General features: G+C 41.6%; 19 protein-coding genes. 12 read left to right on the top strand and 7 right to left on the bottom strand.

What is annotated here, in order from left to right:
• Positions 1-11: 11 nt before the first annotated feature.
• Together AC3WR0_RS09805 and AC3WR0_RS09800 are read left to right on the top strand one after the other, a co-directional pair.
• Positions 12-383 carry a DUF3147 family protein gene (locus tag AC3WR0_RS09805; protein ID WP_492552147.1) on the top strand — a complete coding sequence of 124 codons (372 nt, stop codon included), beginning with the start codon at positions 12-14 and terminating at the stop codon, positions 381-383.
• A 262-nt stretch (positions 384-645) separates the two neighbouring features.
• Complete coding sequence (locus AC3WR0_RS09800) at positions 646-1,107, top strand: hypothetical protein (RefSeq protein ID WP_492552146.1); 462 nt, start codon at positions 646-648, stop codon at positions 1,105-1,107.
• A 575-nt stretch (positions 1,108-1,682) separates the two neighbouring features.
• Here the strand turns inward: AC3WR0_RS09800 and AC3WR0_RS09795 are convergent.
• The gene (locus AC3WR0_RS09795; protein WP_492552145.1) at positions 1,683-2,699 is read right to left on the bottom strand and encodes a GGDEF domain-containing protein; all 1,017 of its coding nucleotides are present in this window, start codon (positions 2,697-2,699) and stop codon (positions 1,683-1,685) included.
• Between the two features lie 483 nt (positions 2,700-3,182).
• Between AC3WR0_RS09795 and argC the strand changes: the two genes are divergently transcribed.
• From argC to AC3WR0_RS09755, 8 genes are all read left to right on the top strand, one after another.
• A complete protein-coding gene (gene argC / locus AC3WR0_RS09790; RefSeq protein ID WP_492552144.1) occupies positions 3,183-4,208 on the top strand; it encodes an N-acetyl-gamma-glutamyl-phosphate reductase in 1,026 nt (341 codons plus the stop codon).
• A 63-nt stretch (positions 4,209-4,271) separates the two neighbouring features.
• Positions 4,272-5,480 (top strand): bifunctional ornithine acetyltransferase/N-acetylglutamate synthase, encoded by a 1,209-nt coding sequence (gene argJ / locus AC3WR0_RS09785; RefSeq protein WP_492552259.1) that lies wholly within the window; start codon positions 4,272-4,274, stop codon positions 5,478-5,480.
• 15 nt (positions 5,481-5,495) lie between these two features.
• Positions 5,496-6,293: an acetylglutamate kinase gene (argB, locus tag AC3WR0_RS09780; protein ID WP_492552143.1), complete on the top strand. Its 798-nt coding sequence runs from the start codon at positions 5,496-5,498 to the stop codon at positions 6,291-6,293.
• The gene (locus AC3WR0_RS09775; protein WP_492552142.1) at positions 6,286-7,464 is read left to right on the top strand and encodes an aspartate aminotransferase family protein; all 1,179 of its coding nucleotides are present in this window, start codon (positions 6,286-6,288) and stop codon (positions 7,462-7,464) included. The genes argB and AC3WR0_RS09775 overlap by 8 nt, the downstream gene beginning before the upstream one ends.
• Positions 7,465-7,478: 14 nt before the next feature.
• On the top strand, positions 7,479-8,558 hold the full coding sequence (locus AC3WR0_RS09770; RefSeq protein ID WP_492552141.1) for a carbamoyl phosphate synthase small subunit: 1,080 nt from the start codon (positions 7,479-7,481) through the stop codon (positions 8,556-8,558).
• Positions 8,551-11,757, top strand: a complete 3,207-nt coding sequence (gene carB / locus AC3WR0_RS09765; RefSeq protein WP_492552140.1) for a carbamoyl-phosphate synthase (glutamine-hydrolyzing) large subunit — start codon at positions 8,551-8,553, stop codon at positions 11,755-11,757. The genes AC3WR0_RS09770 and carB overlap by 8 nt, the downstream gene beginning before the upstream one ends.
• Before the next feature lie 14 nt (positions 11,758-11,771).
• Entirely contained in the window at positions 11,772-12,737 is a 966-nt protein-coding gene (argF, locus tag AC3WR0_RS09760; RefSeq protein WP_492552139.1) for an ornithine carbamoyltransferase, read from the top strand.
• A 139-nt stretch (positions 12,738-12,876) separates the two neighbouring features.
• On the top strand, positions 12,877-13,173 hold the full coding sequence (locus AC3WR0_RS09755; RefSeq protein WP_492552138.1) for a hypothetical protein: 297 nt from the start codon (positions 12,877-12,879) through the stop codon (positions 13,171-13,173).
• On the opposite strand, the gene AC3WR0_RS09750 is transcribed toward AC3WR0_RS09755, so the two are convergent.
• Entirely contained in the window at positions 13,157-13,996 is an 840-nt protein-coding gene (locus tag AC3WR0_RS09750; RefSeq protein ID WP_492552137.1) for an STAS domain-containing protein, read from the bottom strand. The two genes, AC3WR0_RS09755 and AC3WR0_RS09750, sit on opposite strands and share 17 nt — an antisense overlap.
• 220 nt (positions 13,997-14,216) lie before the next feature.
• Here AC3WR0_RS09750 and ppc point away from each other — a divergent pair, with 220 nt between their 5' ends.
• Positions 14,217-16,979: a phosphoenolpyruvate carboxylase gene (ppc, locus tag AC3WR0_RS09745; RefSeq protein ID WP_492552136.1), complete on the top strand. Its 2,763-nt coding sequence runs from the start codon at positions 14,217-14,219 to the stop codon at positions 16,977-16,979.
• 154 nt (positions 16,980-17,133) lie between these two features.
• On the opposite strand, the gene AC3WR0_RS09740 is transcribed toward ppc, so the two are convergent.
• Together AC3WR0_RS09740 and AC3WR0_RS09735 are read right to left on the bottom strand one after the other, a co-directional pair.
• Positions 17,134-17,535, bottom strand: a complete 402-nt coding sequence (locus tag AC3WR0_RS09740) for a hypothetical protein (protein ID WP_492552135.1) — start codon at positions 17,533-17,535, stop codon at positions 17,134-17,136.
• Between the two features lie 301 nt (positions 17,536-17,836).
• The gene (locus tag AC3WR0_RS09735) at positions 17,837-17,986 is read right to left on the bottom strand and encodes a hypothetical protein (protein WP_492552134.1); all 150 of its coding nucleotides are present in this window, start codon (positions 17,984-17,986) and stop codon (positions 17,837-17,839) included.
• A gap of 186 nt (positions 17,987-18,172) precedes the next feature.
• Here AC3WR0_RS09735 and AC3WR0_RS09730 point away from each other — a divergent pair, with 186 nt between their 5' ends.
• Entirely contained in the window at positions 18,173-19,195 is a 1,023-nt protein-coding gene (locus AC3WR0_RS09730; RefSeq protein WP_492552133.1) for an ATP-grasp domain-containing protein, read from the top strand.
• 37 nt (positions 19,196-19,232) lie between these two features.
• Here the strand turns inward: AC3WR0_RS09730 and AC3WR0_RS09725 are convergent, their stop codons facing one another.
• From AC3WR0_RS09725 to AC3WR0_RS09715, 3 genes are all read right to left on the bottom strand, one after another.
• The gene (locus tag AC3WR0_RS09725) at positions 19,233-19,442 is read right to left on the bottom strand and encodes a heavy-metal-associated domain-containing protein (RefSeq protein WP_492552132.1); all 210 of its coding nucleotides are present in this window, start codon (positions 19,440-19,442) and stop codon (positions 19,233-19,235) included.
• Positions 19,443-19,583: 141 nt separating this feature from the next.
• A complete protein-coding gene (locus AC3WR0_RS09720) occupies positions 19,584-19,826 on the bottom strand; it encodes an amino acid decarboxylase (protein WP_492552131.1) in 243 nt (80 codons plus the stop codon).
• A 327-nt stretch (positions 19,827-20,153) separates the two neighbouring features.
• Positions 20,154-21,326 (bottom strand): IS1182 family transposase (locus tag AC3WR0_RS09715; RefSeq protein ID WP_492552130.1); only part of this gene is annotated, 1,173 nt, incomplete at its 5' end.

Genomic DNA, 21,326 nt, shown 5'->3' with positions numbered 1-21,326 from the left:
AGGTGGACAGCATGAAAAAACATGATTTATTACTTCGATTTTTATTGGGAGGTTCAGCAGTAGCTTTAAGCTATCTCGTAACCGTTATCTCGCCATGGAAAATACTTGGCGGTATCTTCGCAGCCTTTCCGGCAGTAATGCTCACAGCCGTTTTAATGATGGGCATTTCCTCTGGTTCTAAAAAAGCAGCAAATATTGCGAAGGGTTCCGTTTTTGGAATGATCGGAGGGATTGTGTGTGTGGCCACAGTTCTTCTGGTTCTCCAGGCAAGCGGAAACTGGATGTTTAGTATTATATCAGGATTTATTTTATGGTTTGGCAGTTCTTTCGCCATTTCTGAAATGAAAGAACGTACAAAGAAGAGAAGTTTGAGTCGAGCTTAAATGTACCATATAGACTGTTCTGTCGGGGAATAAATCCCTGAAGGAGCAGTCTTTTTTTGCAGGAGATGTCGTTGTGGTACTTACCCGGAAAAACGGCCTGGCAAGACCCGGAGTGAGTACGAGAGGAGGCTTGCCAGTTCAATAGTCAAAAGGGAGCGGCAGTTCACTCATTTTGTCCATAAAGTACCATTGAAAGGCACCCAGAAAACAACTGAGGGGCTCGAATGTTTTTGTGAATATGAGAATTGGAGGAAGCAGCACGATGTTACTAGAGAAAAAAGAAAAGTGGCAGAAAACAATAAAAAGCCAAGACACAGGAGAAAACCGGGTGGCTTTATTTTTTTCAAAGCAGTTAGAAAAAAGGGTAAATAAGTTGGAGCAGCTTAAGACTACCCTTCATGAAAACCTCGAACAAAGATTAAATACATACCAAAAGATTGAAGGAATATCACTATGGAAAGTAAACAGAAAGCTGAACCGTCTTGCTGTAAAAGGAATTCCAAAGGATGTATTAAAAGAGGGAAAATATATCATGCAGCTTCCCGATAAGGAATATGCATCAGCTTCGTCCTCACATCAAGTCCAATATATTGAAAATACCATTAACGCTCTAGAGGGATTTGAAAACCTCCGGCTCAGCCATTTTTACAGCTATACGCCAAAATACGTGGAAAAAAAGGTATTAGGCGCTGTCACAAGACAGCTTGAGATCGAAATAAACTAAAAAAACTCCGGTCCTGCCGGAGTTTTATTTTGTCGATAAAAGGGGGTACGGAATGCTTTTTTTTCGAACCCCGCCATGTCTAGTTGACCATCTATTTAAATTCAGTGCAGCGAAAGTAAGAAACGCATTCATCGAAAATTTTTTAAGTCCCCGCAAAGTTGTCCAACGCATGCAAATAGAAGATTGAAAGTAAAGGTAAGTTTAATGAGGATAACCGGATCAATTTAGACTTGTTTGTTTCTCAGGACCATTTGGTAGGTAAGATGGAATCAGCCATTGATTTCTCTTTCATTAATGACATAGTAAACGGAAGTAGACCGCACATGTTAATCATTTCAAGCTGATCTATTTGAATTGGAAATATCTATAAGCTCGGTTCTTCTGCCACCCAACTTTCTAAACCCAGTTTGATTGGAGTGGAGGGCACGAGACTCCTGCGGGATTAGCGGGACAGGTGAGACCCCGCAGGCGTTTGTGCCGAGGAGGCTCAGCGCCCGCCCCGCGGAAAGCGAGTGCCTGGGAACAGAAATCAACAGGCCCCCTCTACAGTCTAAAACTCCGGTTCTGCCGGAGTTTTAGTTTGCTTTTGCAATGATTTGATTTTTTCCGCTTTCTTTTGCCTGGTAAAGAGCTTGATCAGCTCTTTTTAATAACTCCTTTGCCAGGTCTCCACTGAGCAATTCCGCGACACCGAAGCTGCAGGTTAATTTACCCACAAACCTAAAGGGATGCTCCTCAATTACTTTTCTTATATTTTCCCCATACTCATGAATCTCTATTAGATTTTTACCTGGACAAACCAGAAGAAACTCTTCACCGCCCCAGCGTCCTACATCAAACTTCTGGCCGATATAAGCGGTTAACAAATCGGATAGTTCAACTAAGACAGAGTCCCCAACATCATGTCCGTATGTATCGTTAACCTTTTTAAAATAGTCGACATCGAAAAGGGATATCGTAAGAGGAAACGAATTTGCTCTTGAAGCTGCAATTTGCTCATTTAACAGCAGGTCCATATTTCTTCGATTCGGCAGCTTGGTTAAATAATCCGTATTGGCACTTTGGTGGGCACTTTCTGCCTGTAAATAGATCTCGATAATTTTTTGCAAATAGTAAAGCATGACAATCGTTCCGATTGAGGATATATAAAATTGTATAAGTGTATCCAGTGTATCCTCTGTTCTATAAGGACTAAACAAGAAATGGTACAAACCTGGAGCCAATATTAAAGAATAAATAATCAGTGAAATAATAAGGGCTTTATTTCCCCTGAATGTAAAAAAAAGAATAAGAAAGACAAGAGAAGCCCAGTAAGTAACCGTTCCTAAATTGTTTAAATAATCGTCTGTACCCAACGTAAACAGAATTGCCCTATACATTCTAAGCAGGAAAACGGAGATCCCGATGGTACTCGTGGCAAGTTCAATGTAGCGGAACCTTATTTTTTTTAGTAAAAGAAAAAAGTAGGCAATAGACAAGCCAATGCACAAAATGGAAAAGGTAATGACATTAATAGTATCCAGCGCGCTTTCGCTTGATAAAAGATAAAGAATAAAGCTGAAGCCTAAGACAAAAAGTGGCAGTAAAATCATAAAAATTCGCCGTTTTATCTGGGTAAAACGATTATCCTCATAAAAAAACTCATCATTCATCATGTTCAGTACCAATATTTCTAATTTAGTATATTTATCAACAATTATAACACTTATAAACTTTATTTTTAGCCCTGATTATGGGCTGGAGAAAAAAATTTTTTATATCAAAACAGGGGTAACCTAACGACTGCATCCTAAGTATAACAATAATAGTCTTCATACAATTACCTAATGTTTCTTAATATCAAGGATTTTTTGCACTTTATACAGCTTGATGAATATTTATGTTTTAACAGCAAAAGGATGTGGAATAAAAACCGGCGCTCTTAAGGTTAAAAGGCTAAAGAAAGAGCCTAGTAACATAATAAAAAAGCAAAGTGAATATTTTTTTTATTTTTCATCATTTATTGTTTGTATAATAATCCATTAATATGTATAATTATCAACATATTAAAAATGATTCATGTGGAGTTGAGTTAAATGAAGGCGTCAATAGTGGGGGCAACTGGATACAGTGGACTGGAGTTAATCAGGCTCCTGCATAATCATCCCAACGTGGAGATCCATTCAGTTGTCTCAGGCTCCAGTGAAGGAGCAGTTATCTCGGAGATTTATCCCCATTTAACAGGCTTGGGAATCCCGAGACTGTCAAAATTAAATGCAGAAGAAACGGATGTGGTTTTTTATGCAACACCATCCGGAATTAGCAAAAGCGAGGTACCCGGACTTCTTGGTAAAGAAGTAAGAATCATTGACTTATCGGGTGATTTCCGGCTTAAATCCCCCGAAGAGTATGAAGAATGGTATGGAAAAACTCCGGCTCAACAGGAGCATTTGGACCAGGCTGTTTATGGGCTGAGCGAGCTTTACAGGGAGAAAATTACAAACAGCCGCTTTATTGCCAATCCTGGTTGTTATCCAACTGCCACGCTGCTGGGAATTACTCCATTGCTGAAACAGGGCTGGATTGAATCAGATTCCATTATTATTGATGGGAAATCCGGTGTTTCAGGGGCGGGAAGAGGATTATCTCAAAACACCCATTACCCGGAGACGAATGAAAACCTATCAGCCTATAAACTTGGCAGACACCAGCATATACCGGAAATTGAGCAGGTTTTATCTGAACAGGCAAGCACACCGGTCCAGGTTACCTTCAGCACTCACCTCGTACCAATGACAAGGGGAATTATGTGCACCATATATGCGAAAATGGCAAAAAGCTTCACCCAGGATCAAATTGAAGAATTATATCGGGACTTTTATGAAACTAGTCCCTTTGTCAGAATCCGAGAGGGTGGAACTTACCCATCTACAAAACAGGTTTACGGTTCTAATTTTTGTGACATCGGGTTTGCGATTAATCACCGTACCAATCAAATTATGGTAGTTTCCGTGATTGATAATGTCGTAAAAGGCGCAGCCGGGCAGGCTGTTCAGAACTTGAATCTCATGATGGGCTGGAATGAAACTGAAGGACTAAATATGACGCCTGTTTTTCCATGAACAAGGCAAATTTTTAATATGACGTTGGAGGGGACACAGTTGGGAGAAATTATTGCGCAGGAGATGGGCGTATTTACTGAAATACAAGGAGGAAGCGTCACTTCTCCTCGTGGATTTAAAGGAGGCGGCCTGCATTGCGGGCTTAAGAGAAAGCGCCTTGATCTTGGCTGGATCTTCTCTGAAGTACCAGCATCAGCAGCGGGGGTATACACGACTAATCTATTCCAGGCTGCACCACTAATAGTTACACAGGAAAGTATTGCTAAGGAAAATAAAGTTCAGGCGATTCTGGTTAACTCAGGAAATGCCAACGCATGTACAGGGGATCAAGGAATGGAAAATGCCCGCATCATGCAAAGCCAATTTGCAGAGGTGTTAGGGATTAAACCTGATTATGTGGCTGTTACTTCAACAGGGGTAATTGGGGAACAGCTTCCAATTGAAAAAATTGTAAAAGGAATCAATCAAATAGATGCTTCCATCGAACAGCCGGGAAATTTTGAACAGGCGATTTTAACAACAGATACTACTGAAAAACAAGTGGCAGTAAAGGTCCTCATTGATGGAAAAGAAGTTATCATAGGCGGAGCTGCCAAAGGATCGGGTATGATACATCCCAATATGGCTACAATGCTGGGATTTATCACTACTGATGCTGATGTCAAAGCTGAGTCATTAAGCTTGGCATTAAAGGCAACAACGAACCAAACCTTTAATATGATTACAGTTGATGGAGATACAAGTACAAATGATATGGTACTTGCTCTGGCAAATGGCCTTGCGGAAAATTCACCATTATCACCTGAACATCAGGATTGGCAGGTGTTCCTGGAAGGATTCTCCTATGTTTCGCGTGAACTTGCGAAAATGATCGCCCGCGACGGCGAAGGCGCTACCAAGCTGATAGAAGTGGAAGCTATCGGTTGTCCTGATAAGGAAACAGCCGCAGCTATTAGCAAAACTATCGTAGGATCAGCCCTTGTAAAAACCGCCGTTTTCGGAAGCGATGCCAACTGGGGAAGGATTATTTGTGCAGTCGGCTACAGTGGCAAAAAGCTTGATCCTTCAAAAATCTCAGCCAAAATCGGACCGATTACAGTTGTTGAAAACGGTTTGCCATATCCATTTAGTGAGGAAGAAGCGAAAGCTTATCTTAATAATGAAGTAATTAAAATCAGTGTTAATTTAAACGAAGGTCTCGAATCAGCAGTGGCCTGGGGCTGCGACTTGACCTATGACTATGTCCGAATCAACGCCTCGTATAGGACGTAAGGAGGGACCTGGAAAATGGAATACTTAGTTATTAAGGCAGGCGGCAGTGTTATAGATGATGTTTCTCCCTCCTTTTACCAGGAACTTGCTGAAATCCAATCTGAAGGCCGGTATCAGCCTATTATTGTTCATGGCGGAGGTAAATTAATTACCCGTCTGCTTGGCCAATTGGATATTCCAACTGCCTTCGTAAACGGTCTTAGAGTAACGACAGTAGAAATGCTGGATGTAATCGAGATGGCTTTAAGCGGTTCTGTAAATAAAATGATCTGCAGGAGCATTCAGTCCTCAGGGGGCCGGGCAGTTGGCATCAGCGGTATAGACGGCGGGCTGATCCAAGGAGAACAAATCAGCGAAGAACTGGGATATACGGGTTCAGTGAAAAAAATAACAGAAGATTTGCTCATTGATCTTTGCGGGAAAGGTTATATTCCGGTAGTTTCTCCAGTGGGAAAGAACGCTTCAGGGCAGCGCCTTAATATTAATGCCGATACTGCTGCAGCCGCTATCGCTTCAGCTTTAAAATGTCCTTTGTTATTAATGAGCGATATTCCGGGCATCTACCGTGAGGAATCCGGAAAAAAACTAATTTTATCTGATGTTTCCACCAATCAGGCCGATATGCTGATAGGTGACGGAACCATTACCGGAGGAATGATACCAAAGGTAAACGGCGCCAAGGAAGCATTAATAAACGGAGTAAAAGAAGTACTCATTTTCAGCGGAAAAGCAGAAAAGGCCATTTCCGCCTACTGTAATGGAGAAAAAATAGGAACAAAAATATATACAAGTGAGGAGTTATTGCATGCCTAAGTCACTGCTCAAAGCAAGTGCTGTAATGAACACGTATTCAAGATTTCCACTCACCCTCGTAAAAGGAAAAGGAAGCTTTGTCTGGGATGATAAAGGAGAAAAATATCTGGACTTTACTTCAGGTATAGCGGTATGTAATTTGGGGCATGTCCCTGATGCTGTTTACGAAAAAGTACAGGAGCAGCTGCAAAACCTTTGGCATTGCTCCAATTTGTATCATATACCGGCCCAGGAAAAGCTTGCCGAACTATTAATTCAGAACAGCTTTGAAGGCCAGGTGTTTTTTTGCAACAGCGGAGCTGAAGCAAATGAGGCTTTGATAAAGCTGGCAAGAAAGTATGGAGCGGAAAAGGGCGGAAGCAATAAAATTGTAACCTTTAAACAATCGTTCCACGGACGTACGCTTGCTACACTGTCAGCCACAGGCCAGGAAAAAATACAGGCTGGCTTCTCAGCTTTAATAAATGACTTTATCTATTTGGAGTTTAATAGCGAAGAAGCTTTACAGCAATTAAAGGAACTCGATACTTCCGCCGTTTTGCTGGAACTTGTTCAGGGTGAGGGCGGTGTCGTCCCTGCTGATCAGGAATGGGTGAATAAGCTAGCAGAAATCTGCAGCGAAAAAGAAATGCTGCTGATGATTGACGAGGTACAGACAGGGATGGGCCGAACAGGAACTTTATTCGCTTTTCAGCAATACGGAATAAAGCCTGACGCAGTATCTCTGGCAAAAGGATTAGGGTCAGGATTTCCTATTGGGGCGATTATTGCTTCAACTGAAGCAGCTAAAGTACTTGGACCAGGCACACACGGAAGTACATTTGGAGGAAATCCACTGTCAGCAACAGCAGGGCTTGCAACCCTGGAATATATTGTTGGAAATAATGCGGCTGAAGCAGCACAGGTTCTCAGTAATTATTTACTCGAAAAACTGGCTGAACTAAAAAGTAAGCATATCCAAATTAAAGATGTAAGAGGAAAAGGGCTGCTTTTGGGATTAGTAATGGATACAGAGGCTGCGCCACTTGTAAATAGATTAAGAGAAGAAGAAAAGGTCCTGGCACTGACTGCGGGTCCGAATGTATTGCGGATACTTCCGCCTTTGACTGCTTCAAAAGAAGAATGTGATCAGTTTATTAAATCATTAGGTAAGATCCTAGCAAAAGCCTAAGGAAGGGGAAAACAATGGATAAAGGGTATCTCATCTTGGAGAACGGCGACATATATGAAGGAAGCTTTATCGGAAAGGCAGGTGAAGCTTGTGGCGAGGTGGTGTTTAACACCAGTATGACAGGCTACCAGGAGATCGTTTCCGATCCTTCCTATGCAGGCCAGATTGTGGTGTTTTGCTATCCAATGATCGGCAATTACGGGATGAATTCCTTTGATTTCGAAGCCGACACCCTGCACTTATCTGGGGTAATCATTGGTGAGCATTGTGATGAACCGAGCCATTTTCAGGCCAATCAATCCTTCTCTGAACAATTGCGCCATTTCGGAGTGGCGGGCCTGGCGGGGATAGATACCCGAAGCCTTACGAAAAAAATCCGCAAACACGGAACCTTGAAAGGCTGGATATCGGATAAATCCTTCGCTGGCAAAAAACAGGAATGGATTTCTGATTTTTCCAGCAGTCAGGTTCCAAGGGTTTCTGTTAAGGAGCCGGAAGCACATGGGAATAAGGGACCACATGTCGTCCTGGTTGATTATGGTTATAAAAAGTCAATCCTTGACTCCCTTCTTGAAGAGGGCTGCAGGGTAACCGTAGTTCCTTACAACTACACCTGCCAGCAAATCAGCGACCTCAATCCAGATGCCTTATTACTAAGTAACGGCCCTGGGGATCCAATGGCACTTGCACCGCTTTTTCCGGAGATTAAGAAAATGGCAGAGGCCTTACCTACTCTTGGAATTTGTCTGGGCCATCAGCTCATAGCCCTCGCCTTTGGAGGCAAAACTGAAAAGATGAAATTTGGTCACAGGGGAGCCAACCATCCTGTAAAGGAACTCGAAACAGGCAAGGTGTGGATTACTTCTCAGAACCATGGCTATGAAGTAATCGAGGATACCATTGATAAGGGAACCTTTGATATTGCCTATAAAAATGTAAATGACAATTCTGTGGAGGGACTTAAGCATAAAACGCTGCCGCTTCAGACAGTCCAGTTTCACCCGGAGGCCAATGCGGGCCCAAACGATACAGCTCATATTTTTAAAAAATTTGTCCAGCAGCTTGCGGAAACAGGAGAAATGCTAAATGCCTAGATTGAAAGAAATTAAGAAAGTGTTAGTAATAGGTGCCGGTCCTATTGTTATCGGCCAGGCCGCTGAGTTTGACTACGCGGGAACACAGGCCTGCCTTGCCCTCAAGGAGGAAGGCCTTGAGGTAGTTCTGGTAAATAATAATCCCGCTACGATCATGACCGATTCTGCTGTAGCTGACAAAGTGTATATGGAACCTTTGACTGTTGAAAGCATAGAAGAGGTTATTAAAAAAGAAATGCCAGATGGGTTGATTGGTACACTTGGAGGACAGACAGGATTAAACTTAACAGTCCAGCTTTATCAGGCAGGGATTTTAGAAAAGTACGGTGTGAAAATTCTTGGCACATCTGTTGCTTCGATTCAAAAAGGGGAAGACCGGGAGCTATTCAAACAATTGATGATTGAATTAAATGAACCAATTCCTGATTCCCTTTCTATCAGTACGGTGGAAGAAGGTCTGTATTTTGCAAGAGAAACAGGCTTCCCGTTAATCAGCCGTCCTGCTTTTACGCTCGGTGGCGAAGGCGGAGGATTTGCCAATATCGAGGAAGAACTCGTTCCTCTTTTGAAAAAGGGTTTATCCTTAAGCCCTATTGGCCAGGTTTTGCTTGAGAGAAGTATCAAAGGCTGGAAGGAAGTAGAGTACGAGGTAATGAGAGATGCAAATGATACATGTATTATCGTTTGCAATATGGAGAATCTTGATCCGGTTGGTGTTCATACCGGCGATTCCATTGTTGTCGCACCATCTCAAACATTAACGGATACTCAATACCAGATGCTTAGGGATTCTTCTTTAAAAATTATTCGCGCTCTTGGTGTCATCGGCGGCTGTAATATTCAGTTCGCGCTCAATCCTGAGTCCAATCAGTACTGCATTATTGAAGTAAATCCAAGGGTGAGCCGTTCATCGGCACTTGCTTCGAAAGCAACAGGTTATCCAATTGCAAGGATTGCTGCAAAATGTGCTATTGGCTATCATCTTGATGAGATTGTCAATCCTATAACAGGCAATACATTTGCCTCCTTTGAACCGGCAATTGACTATATTGTTGTCAAACTGCCGAGGTTCCCGTTTGATAAATTCCCTGAAGCGGACAGGACGCTTGGAACTCAGATGAAGGCAACAGGTGAAGCAATGGCGATTGACCGAACCTTTGAAGGAGCCTTAAATAAGGCAATCCGTTCTTTAAACACACCAGTCTTCAGCCTGACAGGCAACCGTTTTGGCGAAACGGCATATGAAGAATTGGCTGAATCGATTAAAACTGTCACGGACGAACGGCTTTACCAAATCGCCGAGCTTTTTTATAGAGGAACGGATATAGAGACAATTCAAAAGAACACAGCCATTGATTTGTGGTTTCTCGCTAAAATTAAAAAACTGACAGATCTTGAAAAAGAGCTGAGATCCTGCAAATCACTGGATGAGATTCCTCAGGAATTGGCTATTTGCGCAAAGAAAAACCAAATTAGCGATAAACTTTTTGCCAGCATTTTTAATATGAAGGAAAAAGAGGTGCGCCTGCACTGGGAGAGCCTCGGTTTGCAGCCGGTTTATAAGCAGGTCGATACCTGTGCCGCTGAGTTTGAGGCAATCACGCCGTACTACTATTCTACTTATCATGGTGAAGATGAACTGGAACTAGATTCGTGCAAACCAAAGGTTCTTGTAATTGGTTCCGGACCAATCCGCATCGGCCAGGGAATTGAGTTTGACTACTGTTCTGTCCATGCCGCTCTGGCGCTTAAAAAGAAAGGCTATGAGGCAATTGTTATCAATAACAACCCAGAAACAGTAAGTACTGATTATACGGTTGCTGACCGATTATATTTTGAACCGCTTGCTGCAGAAGATATCCTCCAGGTTATCAAACGAGAGCAAATTAAAGAGGTCCTGATTCAATTTGGAGGCCAGACGGCAATAAATGTCGCTCAAGCCCTTCATGAAGAAGGACTGACAATCCTGGGAACAAGCATGGACAGCATCGATGCTGCAGAAGACAGGGAACAGTTTTACCAGCTCTTAAACAATCTTGATATTCCTCATATCGAAGGGAAAACAGTTGAAACTGCTGCAGAGATCGATCAAGCCGCTGCTGAACTCGGTTATCCTTTACTTGTACGCCCTTCCTACGTAATCGGCGGACAGTCAATGTTTATTTTAAACAGTGAAGACGACTTAGCTAATTATAAAAAGATCTTTTTACAGCAGGCAGACAAAGGAATTTGGCCGCTGTTGATGGACCGCTACTATCCTGGGCTTGAATGTGAAGTCGATGTAATCAGCGACGGGAAAGATATTGTTATTCCGGGAATCATGGAGCATATCGAAAAAGCTGGAGTCCATTCCGGTGATAGCATCGCTGTATTTCCACCTTTAACCTTAACGGAAGAAACAAAGAAAACGCTGGTTAATTATTCGGGAAGAATTGCCCGCAGCCTTCCGGTAGTTGGCCTGATGAATATTCAATTTGTCCTTTTTAACGACACAGTTTATGTTTTAGAGGTCAATCCAAGAGCCTCCAGAACGACGCCAATCATGAGCAAGGTAACCGGAATCCCAATGATTGAATGGGCGGTCCGCTGCCAGCTGGGCGAAAAGCTTGGAGAAATCACACACCGACTCGGACTTTTAAATGAGCCTTGCTATACAGTCGTCAAGCAGCCAGTTTTTTCAGATAAAAAACTGAAGGATGTCGATCATATCCTGGGACCAGAAATGAAGTCGACCGGGGAATTAATCGGTATCGGAATGACTTTTGACGAAGCATTTAAAAAAGGGTCAAAGAAATCAGGTCAATCAGGAGCAATTTTATGTGCCATTACCGATAGATCCAAAGCTGAGGCACTTCCATTAATCAAGGAATTAGCTGAAAAGGGCCATCAGCTGTTGGCCACTCCGAAAACAGCACAATTTTTAAAAAGCCATGGTGTTCATGCCGGAGAGGTTTCCAGCCTGGCAGAAACAGAACAGCTCTTAAAAGATAAAGAGATTTCGGCAGTCCTTAACATACCGACCCAGGGACGAAACAGCCAGACTCTCGGTTTCCAGATGAGGTCCATGGCAACAAGGTATCAGGTTGCATGCTTTACAAATCTTGAAACCTTCCAAAGCTTTATCCGATGCCCGGAGGCGCTCGAAACAGGATGTCTGGATATCAATGAATATTTAAAAATGAATCAATCGTTCGTATAGAAAGGGGCAGGAGAATGACTTACACTTTAAAAATGCAAAACGAGAAAGTGCCTAAATTTAAAAATAAAAACTTCTTAACACTAAATGATTTTTCTAAAGAAGAAATTCTCTATATGCTTGATGAGGCAAAAGAATTAAAACAGATGCAAAAGGCAGGAAAGCAGCACTCCTTCCTGCAGGGAAAAGTTTTGGGGATGATTTTTGAAAAATCCTCTACCAGAACCCGTGTATCCTTTGAAGTGGGGATGCTGCAGCTTGGAGGGCACGCTATTTTTCTAAGCTCCCGCGACATTCAATTGGGACGCGGTGAAACAGTAGGAGATACCGCAAAGGTTCTTTCACGATATATAGATGGCATTATGATCCGAACATTTGAACATTCAAAAATTGAAGAGCTGGCGAATCATGCGGATGTTCCAATTATTAACGGATTGACTGATGACCATCATCCCACACAGGTAATGGCCGATCTGCTGACCATTCATGAACACAAAGGAAAGCTGGAAGGACTTAAGGTTTGCTATGTAGGTGACGGAAATAACATGGCACACTCCTTGATCGAAGGTGCTGTAAAGGTGGGCATGCAAATTGCTGTTGCGAGCCCGGAAGGCTACGCACCGAATGAAATGATTGTCCAGCGTGCGAAAAAGGAAGCGGCAAAAACAGGTGGAGAAGTCATACTGACCAATGACCCTGCTGAAGCAGCAAGTGATGCCGATGTGATCATCACAGATGTCTGGGCAAGCATGGGCCAGGAAGAAGAACAGCAGGAACGAATGAAAATCTTTACGCCATACCAGGTAAATGAAAAGCTGTGCAGCTATGCGAAAAAGGACTATTTGTTCCTTCATTGTCTGCCGGCACACCGCGGCGAAGAAGTGACGGCCGAAATCCTTGACGGCAAGCATTCCGTTGTTTTCGACGAAGCTGAAAACCGTCTGCATGCACAAAAGGCTATTATGAAGCTGTTAATGGGATAAATAATGGGACTGCTGATGCCAGTCCCTGTTGTTTAGATCAAATTTAGGAAAATTAATGCCCAAATAATCGGGAAACAGGCATTTTTAAAGGCTTTTAAAAAGAAAGGCACAGCATTGAAAGGCTTATGCACGATTTTGGATGAGGAATAACCGATTTTTAAAGGGAACTGCACGATTTTCGCGGAAGAATGCACGTTTTTTTAAGGGAAATGCACGATTTTCACAGAAGAATGCACGATTTTCCAACTTAAATGCACGAAACCCAGATATGAATGCCCGAGTCACGGATCTTGTGCCCGATTTAAGCTGGATATGCACACTTCAAAAGCAGACAAGCCTTCCAGTGAAAGTGACAAGGCTGGCGCCAGGTGAGCAAAGTGAAAATCCTCCAACGACCCGTCTCACCAAAACAGCTGCCATTACTTTACTTGTTTAAATCCTAAGGTCTCCAGAGCTTTACGCATATTGGCCTGTGTTTGGATGTCTGAAAATCCAATCCCTAGTCCGACAATTGTTTGAGCGATCTCTGGACGAAGGCCGGTTAGAATACTTTCAACTCCGGTAAGCTTTAATGCGCTAATAATCTTCATAAGCTGGTCCGCAGCCATTGTATCGATGATTGGAACCCCGGAAACATCGAGGATAATATGATTTAATTGGTGCTCTGTTCCTGCGTTAAGGGAAACCTCCATAATCAGGCTGGAGCGGCGGGCGTCAATTTCACCAACAATCGGAATAACGGCAATTCCTTTTGTAATGGGTACAACGGGAACCGATAATTCATCCAGTGCTGTGTAGGCGGCAGTCATAATGTGATAATTATGCTTTTCGTAGACTTCACCAATGACATTGCAGACCTGATCAATCATGGGATCAATAATCTTTGCGATATCTAGCATGGTTTTTGCAGCAAAGTCACGTTTTTCTAACTCCTCTGTGAAAACATCCCATAGGACAGATCTATAATAGGAAACAGCCCGGATAGACCCGCTTAATGGGACCTCATACCGGAGGGCAAATTCTGCAGCTTTTACTCCCCAGTTATCAAGACGCTGGGAAATATCAGTCTCATCACCATTCAATGCTTCTCCTAAACCATGAATTATTTCTGCCCGGATCTCTCTTAATTCATCTAAAGGCATACCGGCATTTCGGAGACTTTTTGAGTAGTTGTCATTTAAGTGTTCCTCAAGTTTAATGGCCAGCCTTTCACTATCCTGAATAAGCTTTTCGCCGAAGTATTTTAACTCATCTTTCATAGATTCTCGTGCCCCTTTACTTGCTTATATGTATAAAAAGAATTTTATTATTAATCTAATGAATTTCATTATAGTATGTATTTACGGAAACAGAAAGTTTTTGCCAATTCTAAACGTAAAAAAAAATAGTAATACAAGCTTAAATCGGACATTTTTTAAAACATATGTTATATTAATATTTAAAAAATTCACAAACATCTGTGTTTGGGAGGATGAGTACATGCCCACTGGTTTAAAAACAAATGACAGCAGCCTGCCGCTGCGCAGGGATGTAAAAATGCTTGGTAATATACTGGGCGAAATCCTAATCTATCATGGCGGCCAGGAGCTTCTTGATAAAGTTGAAAAAATAAGAGCATTATGCAAGATACTCCGCACGCAAAAACACCAGGAAACGTATGACGAATTAAAGCAGGAAATTACCATGCTTACTCCGCCAATGCGTCAGCAGGTTATCCGTGCTTTCTCCGCTTATTTCCATTTAATTAACGTGGCAGAACAAAATCATCGAATCCGCAGGCGGAGGGAATATCAGCTTCAATCGGAAGTAAATGTCCAGCCGGGATCGATTGAAAGTGCGATTTTGTCATTGAAAGAAAATGAAATTACGATTGAAATAATTGAAAAGGTAATAAACAAGTTATCTTTGGAACTTATCATTACAGCCCATCCAACCGAGGCAACAAAACGTTCCATTCTTGAGATCCAAAAAAGGATTGCTAATATCCTAAAACAGCTGGATTCTCCAATTCTTTCAAAAAAAGAAAGAACCAAATTAGAAGATAGCCTGTTTAATGAGGTAACAGCTCTCTGGCAAACAGATGAATTAAGACATAACAAACCTTCTGTCATTGACGAGGTCCGTAATGGTCTCTACTATTTTGACCAGACGCTGTTTGACGTACTCCCTGAAATCCACCTGGAGGTAGAAGAGAGTCTGAACATGCATTACAACACCAATAAATGGAAGGTTCCCGAGTTTCTTCGATTTGGATCATGGATTGGAGGCGACAGGGATGGAAATCCAAATGTCACTCCAGCTGTAACCTGGGAAACCTTAAATAGGCAGCGTAGGCTTGTTTTGAAAAAATACAAGGCAGTTTTGACTGAATTAATGAAGCGTTTTAGTCACTCGTCCCTTCGAGTATCTGTACCTGAGGCTTTTATTGAAGCCCTTGAGAAAGATGAGCAGAAGTACTTAACTGAAGATAAACGCTGGACAATCGAGTCTGAAGTCTACCGACGAAAGTTTGCTGTAATGATTGAACGTCTACGCAACGACGGTAATTCGGAAATTGGATACGAGAAAGCCGAAGAAATGCTTGAGGATTTACTTATGATTCACACAAGTATTCGTCAGCATCATCCTGTAAATTATGAACTCAAAATGCTGAACAAGCTAATCCGCCAGGTAGAATTGTTCGGATTCCATCTCGCTACGCTTGATATCCGCAACCATAGCGGTGAGCACGAGGCGGCTGTTTCCGAGATTCTTCGCAAAGTTCGGATTACTGATAAATATGAAGAATTAAGTGAGAGTGAAAAAGTAAGCCTGCTCGACAGCCTGCTGAATGATCCAAGACCGCTTCTTTTAATGAATGAAGACTATTCTTTAGAAACACAGCAAATGATTGAAGTTTTCAGGCTTATCAAAAGAGCGCATGCTGAATTCGGAAAAAGATCAATCACCGTTTACCTTGTCAGCATGACTCAGTCGGCCAGCGATCTGCTTGAGGTTTTGCTTATGGCAAAAGAGGCAGGGATTTACCGTCTTCATGCGGACGGTTCGATTGAGAATGACCTGAATGTAGCACCTTTGCTTGAAACCATTGATGACTTAAAAGCAGGTCCAAAAATTATGGAGACGCTGTTTAAAATGCCAGTTTACCGTAACCACTTGAAAACAATGGGCGATCACCAGGAAATCATGCTGGGATATTCCGATGGCAGTAAAGATGGCGGTACATTGACAGCCAACTGGAAGCTGTACAAAGCACAGCTTGAGATTCATGAGATGGCGAAAAAGTTTCAGGTAAGCCTGAAGTTTTTCCACGGCCGAGGCGGTTCCCTTGGAAGGGGCGGCGGTACATTGCACCGGAGCCTGTTGTCTCAGCCGGCAGAAACCTTGGGTGATGGAGTCAAGATTACCGAGCAAGGTGAGGTTTTATCATCAAGGTATTTACTTGAAGATATCGCTTACCGAAGTCTCGAACAGGCAACATCAACATTGATGCTCGCAGCAGCAAAGGTATCTAAGGAATCAGAACAGGGGCATATCCGGGATATTAGATGGGAAGAGGCAATGGAGGAAATCTCCGAAGTCTCCCTTGTAAAGTATCAATCCCTCGTGTTTGCTGATCCTGACTTTTTGGTTTACTTTAATCAGGCAACACCACTAAAGGAATTAGCGGAATTAAATATTGGCTCTCGCCCAATGAGCAGGAAGAACAGCGCTCAATTTGAGAACCTGAGAGCTATTCCATGGGTATTTGCCTGGACGCAGAGCCGCCAGCTGTTCCCTGCCTGGTATGCAGCAGGAACAGGGCTTCAAAACTTTGCTGCAAAGAATCCAGAAAATGTGGTTTTACTGCAGGAAATGTACAAAGAATGGCCATTCTTCCGCTCAACAGTGGATAATCTGCAAATGGCTTTAATGAAAGCAGACCTTACAACGGCAAGCGAATATCGTGCACTTGTAGAGGATAAAGAAATAGCCGACCGTATTTTCAATAATATTGTGGAAGAATACAACAAAACAAAGGCCATTCTCCTGCAAATTTCACAGGATGAAGAGCTGCTTGACAACGCGCCAAATATTCAGGATTCAGTCCATCGACGCAATCCTTATGTAGACCCGCTGAATCATATACAGGTTGAACTGATAAAGGAACTGAGGAACACTGAAGAAATCGATGATGAACTCATGACCCAGGTTCTCTTAACCATCAGCGGAATTGCAGCAGGGTTGAGGAATACTGGCTGATGCAAGAAAAGCAGAGGCGAAACAGCTTCCAAAGACAAAATCCGGATGAAATAAAGTGTCTCTGACTCATTCATATTAAAAGGATCTATTCAATTGGGAATAGATCCTTTTGTCTATTAAAAAAGAATAAAATCCCCCAGAGTCTTTTCTTTTATTAAAAGAAAAACCACTTTTTCTCCCGAAGTTGTTTGATTTCATCCCTTAAAAGAACTATCTCGTTTGCCAAATGATCAAGTTTCTCTTCCAGCTGGCTATTTGCTTGGTCAGAAGAAGAAGAAGCTGCACCTGTCATTCCTTTAATTGAATTTAAAATCTCCTTATTCCCGGCAAGGCTTCCAGCAATTTTTAATAAAGAGCCCATATCCAAAGTTGACTGATTTTTAAACAATTGTGATGCTGCTTTTTTGAGATGATCGGTATTTACTTTTGCCTCCTGTTTTTCAGATTGCGGAGCCTCTTCAGAATTAATTAGATGCATTTTTAGTAAATTTGCCAACTGAGTTAAATCCATATTAGATGTTTTGATTTCATCTTTTGGTAGTGGTGATTCTTGCATAACATCATTCTCCAATCTGTATTTTTTGAAAAGAAACTTTTAATATTAAATGCCTGTGACATGGCTGACTATGAAATGTTGATTAAAGGTGGGAGACTCACGCGGGCAAAGCGAGTGCCCATCCAAAACCAACTAAGGCATAAAAGAACCTATAGTGTGTCTTAGCGTCTGCCGGATTTTTTAGATCAGGACCAACACCAGCTTTACGTCTGTTTCCCAGAGTGGAAGACCATTATTATCAAGAAGAAAGCCCTGGAAGAATAAATTCTTCCAAGGCCCCTATGAGAAAAGAGGTAAAGCATTATACTGGAGCCCCGCAGCCCAAAATTGTACAAGCTGCAGCTTGAAGTGCATTTTCAGTAGTGTCACTTCCAGGGCTTAAAAGACTTACTAGAAGCCATGCTACTAAAATCAGCACTACAACAAGAAAATCTACTAATCCTAATTCCATTACATATCCCCCCCTTTCGGTTTGGAATCTGTAATGTTCGAACCTTACATCAACATAGTATGTAAAAAATGGAGACAAGCATAAACGCTTGTCCACTTATTGATAAAATGGGCGAATTATTTTTAATAAAATTCGATAAAAGAACAAATAATGGAAAAGCCAATTACAACATGAAAGAGGGTTAAGATGAACATTTGGTTTAACCGCTGGTTTACAACTGCAGCCCATTTTATTGATTTAATAAAAAATAACCCGGAAAATAGAAAGTTCACTATTTATGGAACCCATGCAAATCTGGATGCCTTGTATCTGCAGGTTTGCGATTTCGCTTATTTGGAGCCTGATGTGGACGGAATGGAATACGTTGATTTTTGCCTGAATTTTTGTCAAAACCACCAAATAGATATTTTTATCCCAAGGAAAGAAAATGTTTTAATTTCTAAAAGTCTTGAAAAATTTCATTCCATCGGAGTCAAGGTGCTGGTCTGTCCAGATTACGAGTTAATGAAGATGCTTGATAATAAAGTAAAGGCCTATCAAGTTGTTGGGGAGAAAACAAGTATAACGATTCCTGAATATTTTGTTGTAAATAATGCAGAAGAATTTAAGTATGCCTATCAAACATTAAGAGAGCGGGGACGTACTGTCTGCATAAAGCCAGCCGTAGGAGAAGGAGCTTGCGGGTTTCGAGTCATAAAGGAAAATATTGATACGGTCGAACAATTGATTGGCGGAGGGAATGGCTATCGTATACCTTATCATTATGCCTATGAAATATTAAGCCAAAAGGAACATTTTTCTGATTTAATGGTAATGGAATTCCTTGATGGAACTGAGTATAGTATAGACTGCCTAGCATCAACGAAAAAATTATATACAGCCATCCCGCGTATGAAAGGGGACGGCAGAGTTAGGGAGCTTATTGAGCACCACGAGCTGATCCAGCTTGCTCATGAATTTTACAAGGAATTCAGGCTTCCGTATGTTTTTAATATCCAGCTTAAATACTCGATGGGAATTCCAAAACTGTTGGAAATTAACCCCCGAATGAGCGGAGGCCTTCATATTAGCTGCCTTTCCGGTGTGAATTATCCCTATCTGGCCATTAAACTGCTTCTAGGAGAAGAGATTAAAAATTTAAGTCCACAATTTGGCATCCGCGCAAGCCATTTGGAAAAAGAAATGATCTTGGATTCAAAAATTATATAAAGAAAATAGCCCTGGATATTCCTCCAGGGCGTTTGATTTAATCGAAGGTTTTAAGTTTAAGGTGGTTGATTTTGGTTTGAATTTCCTGCAAACCGATCTGTTCTTCATTAAAAGTTAATTTCACTTTTCCATAATCAAATAGTATGGTAACATTCTCAATTCCGTATTCCTTCTGAATGCCGCGTTTTACTTTTTTTAAACAAGAGAGACACCCGAACTCTTCCATTCTTATAGTAGCAAAGCCCATTAGAAATTCCCCCTTACTTTCCTTGTTGTATTAAATATAAAGCATTCCCATCAGAAAAAATGTAATTTACATCACAGCTATAGGAGAAACTTAAGCTAAAGGTTCAACAATTTAAATTGGGAGGCGATTTACCTTCGATTTTCAAGTTTGACAAGCCATCAGCCTGTAATGGCCGGGTTCAAGTTCATTAATAATCGCATTCATTCCCATGGCGGTAAAACCGGCAGCCAATGGCTCGCCCCGATGTGGAAGGTGAACCTCAATCACTGTGCCCACTGGTGTGCTTTTTACAAAGTCCAGGATTTCCTTTCGTGGATGTTCTCCACGTAAAACTCTTTCTCTTACATCAATAATTGCTCTTGTGCCATCCAATTGAAATTCCATATGATTTCCTCTCCATTCCTATATTTAAAGTTTCTAACTCAACCATAATAGAATTTTTGGTCAAAAGAATTGATTTAAATCAATGTTTTGCCTTTTTCTTATCTAAAAACAGAAGAGTTCACGAAATAGACAAAAATGGAGAGTGGAATGTAGAAGCAATTCTTATAAATAAAAAAAGAACAGGCACTTTGGAAGAGGCTACTGAAAATCTTCCGATTTTATAGTCCTACTGAGAAAATACAATTGAAAAAAGCCAGGTTTATTCCATATTTTTGGAATTAATCCGGCTTTTTTCTTGTTTTCAGTTTACATTTTTACTCTCTACTTTTATTTCATCAGCTTCAGAATCCTTTTTAGATTGACTGTAAATATGGCCATGGCACCTTGTATTTCCATACCAATTAGACCCGAGGATGTGGCTACATCATACCCGTGCCTATGTTTTAATTCGCTATTTTTAGCTTCTATTTTATACCTTTCCTTGGATTTTTCCTTAAAGTACTCACTTTCCTGAAACTCTGCCTGATCTAGGTGTTCAGTTGATTTTAACGAAACTGAATACGTCTTACTTTTCGCTCCCTCTTTATAACAGCCCTCCCTAAATGGGCAACGCTTGCATTTTTCAATATCAAAATAGTGGGTTTCCACTTGATTTCTGCCTGTGTTTTTCTTTCCGGTGCGCGCCTTTCTGATTGCGAGATGTCCTGCTTTACAGACATACATCCCAGCGTCCTTATTAAATTCAAATTCGTCTTCTTTTGTGCGGAATCCCTGGGTAACACTCGGGTTCAATTTTGCGACTAAGTTGATTTTGTTTGTTTTACTGTACTTAATATTGTCTTTTTCTGAATATGCAGCATCGCCGATCACAGTCTCAACCTGGATACCTGCTTCTTTGCTTTTCTCTATAAGAGATTGAAGCTGCTTGCCATCATTTTTCTCGCCTGTAGTTATCACAGCTGCCGTAATAATTCGTTCCTCACTCATTGCTAGATGCGTCTTGTATCCGAAGAAAGAAGAGTCTGCGGTTTTGTGTCCCACCTTCGCATCCTGGTCCTTTGAACATTGGAGCTTTTCCAGGTCATCTGAGACCGTCTCTTTCAATAGGTTCAACTGTTCTTTCACGGCCGGGTATTGAATGAGGGTTTCTTCCTGTTCAATCACTTCAATTAGTTTCTGTGAATAGGCAATCTCATCCTCCAAAACATCGGTCTTTGTCTTGGAAGGGAATTTGGGTTTCATGGATTCATCGATTTGGTAGATCGCCTTCCTGAGCTTCTTTGAACGCTCCATCAGGACTTCCTTCGGTTTCAACTGATTGTAACGGGCTTTAGTATGGGTGGCATCGACAATGATCGATTTACTTTTGATAATCCCTTTTTCTAAAGCAATCTCCACTGATTTATTTATAAGCAAATCTAGGAGGTTAATATCCGGCAACCTTAATTTACGGAATTTGGTCAGGGAGCTCGGGTTTATGACTTCCTCTTCTGGAGCCAT

This window comes from Neobacillus sp. FW104-15D2 (genome assembly GCF_058790155.1).
This window is presented reverse-complemented; position numbering and strand designations above follow the sequence as displayed.

What these genes read in the sequence shown, in the direction of transcription:
- AC3WR0_RS09805 (WP_492552147.1), top strand. Translation starts at nt 12, where the DNA reads ATGAAAAAACATGATTTATTACTTCGATTTTTATTGGGAGGTTCAGCA.
- AC3WR0_RS09800 (WP_492552146.1), top strand. Translation starts at nt 646, where the DNA reads ATGTTACTAGAGAAAAAAGAAAAGTGGCAGAAAACAATAAAAAGCCAA.
- AC3WR0_RS09795 (WP_492552145.1), bottom strand. Translation starts at nt 2,699, where the DNA reads ATGATTTTACTGCCACTTTTTGTCTTAGGCTTCAGCTTTATTCTTTAT.
- argC (WP_492552144.1), top strand. Translation starts at nt 3,183, where the DNA reads ATGAAGGCGTCAATAGTGGGGGCAACTGGATACAGTGGACTGGAGTTA.
- argJ (WP_492552259.1), top strand. Translation starts at nt 4,272, where the DNA reads ATGGGCGTATTTACTGAAATACAAGGAGGAAGCGTCACTTCTCCTCGT.
- argB (WP_492552143.1), top strand. Translation starts at nt 5,496, where the DNA reads ATGGAATACTTAGTTATTAAGGCAGGCGGCAGTGTTATAGATGATGTT.
- AC3WR0_RS09775 (WP_492552142.1), top strand. Translation starts at nt 6,286, where the DNA reads ATGCCTAAGTCACTGCTCAAAGCAAGTGCTGTAATGAACACGTATTCA.
- AC3WR0_RS09770 (WP_492552141.1), top strand. Translation starts at nt 7,479, where the DNA reads ATGGATAAAGGGTATCTCATCTTGGAGAACGGCGACATATATGAAGGA.
- carB (WP_492552140.1), top strand. Translation starts at nt 8,551, where the DNA reads ATGCCTAGATTGAAAGAAATTAAGAAAGTGTTAGTAATAGGTGCCGGT.
- argF (WP_492552139.1), top strand. Translation starts at nt 11,772, where the DNA reads ATGACTTACACTTTAAAAATGCAAAACGAGAAAGTGCCTAAATTTAAA.
- AC3WR0_RS09755 (WP_492552138.1), top strand. Translation starts at nt 12,877, where the DNA reads ATGAGGAATAACCGATTTTTAAAGGGAACTGCACGATTTTCGCGGAAG.
- AC3WR0_RS09750 (WP_492552137.1), bottom strand. Translation starts at nt 13,996, where the DNA reads ATGAAAGATGAGTTAAAATACTTCGGCGAAAAGCTTATTCAGGATAGT.
- ppc (WP_492552136.1), top strand. Translation starts at nt 14,217, where the DNA reads ATGCCCACTGGTTTAAAAACAAATGACAGCAGCCTGCCGCTGCGCAGG.
- AC3WR0_RS09740 (WP_492552135.1), bottom strand. Translation starts at nt 17,535, where the DNA reads ATGCAAGAATCACCACTACCAAAAGATGAAATCAAAACATCTAATATG.
- AC3WR0_RS09735 (WP_492552134.1), bottom strand. Translation starts at nt 17,986, where the DNA reads ATGGAATTAGGATTAGTAGATTTTCTTGTTGTAGTGCTGATTTTAGTA.
- AC3WR0_RS09730 (WP_492552133.1), top strand. Translation starts at nt 18,173, where the DNA reads ATGAACATTTGGTTTAACCGCTGGTTTACAACTGCAGCCCATTTTATT.
- AC3WR0_RS09725 (WP_492552132.1), bottom strand. Translation starts at nt 19,442, where the DNA reads ATGGGCTTTGCTACTATAAGAATGGAAGAGTTCGGGTGTCTCTCTTGT.
- AC3WR0_RS09720 (WP_492552131.1), bottom strand. Translation starts at nt 19,826, where the DNA reads ATGGAATTTCAATTGGATGGCACAAGAGCAATTATTGATGTAAGAGAA.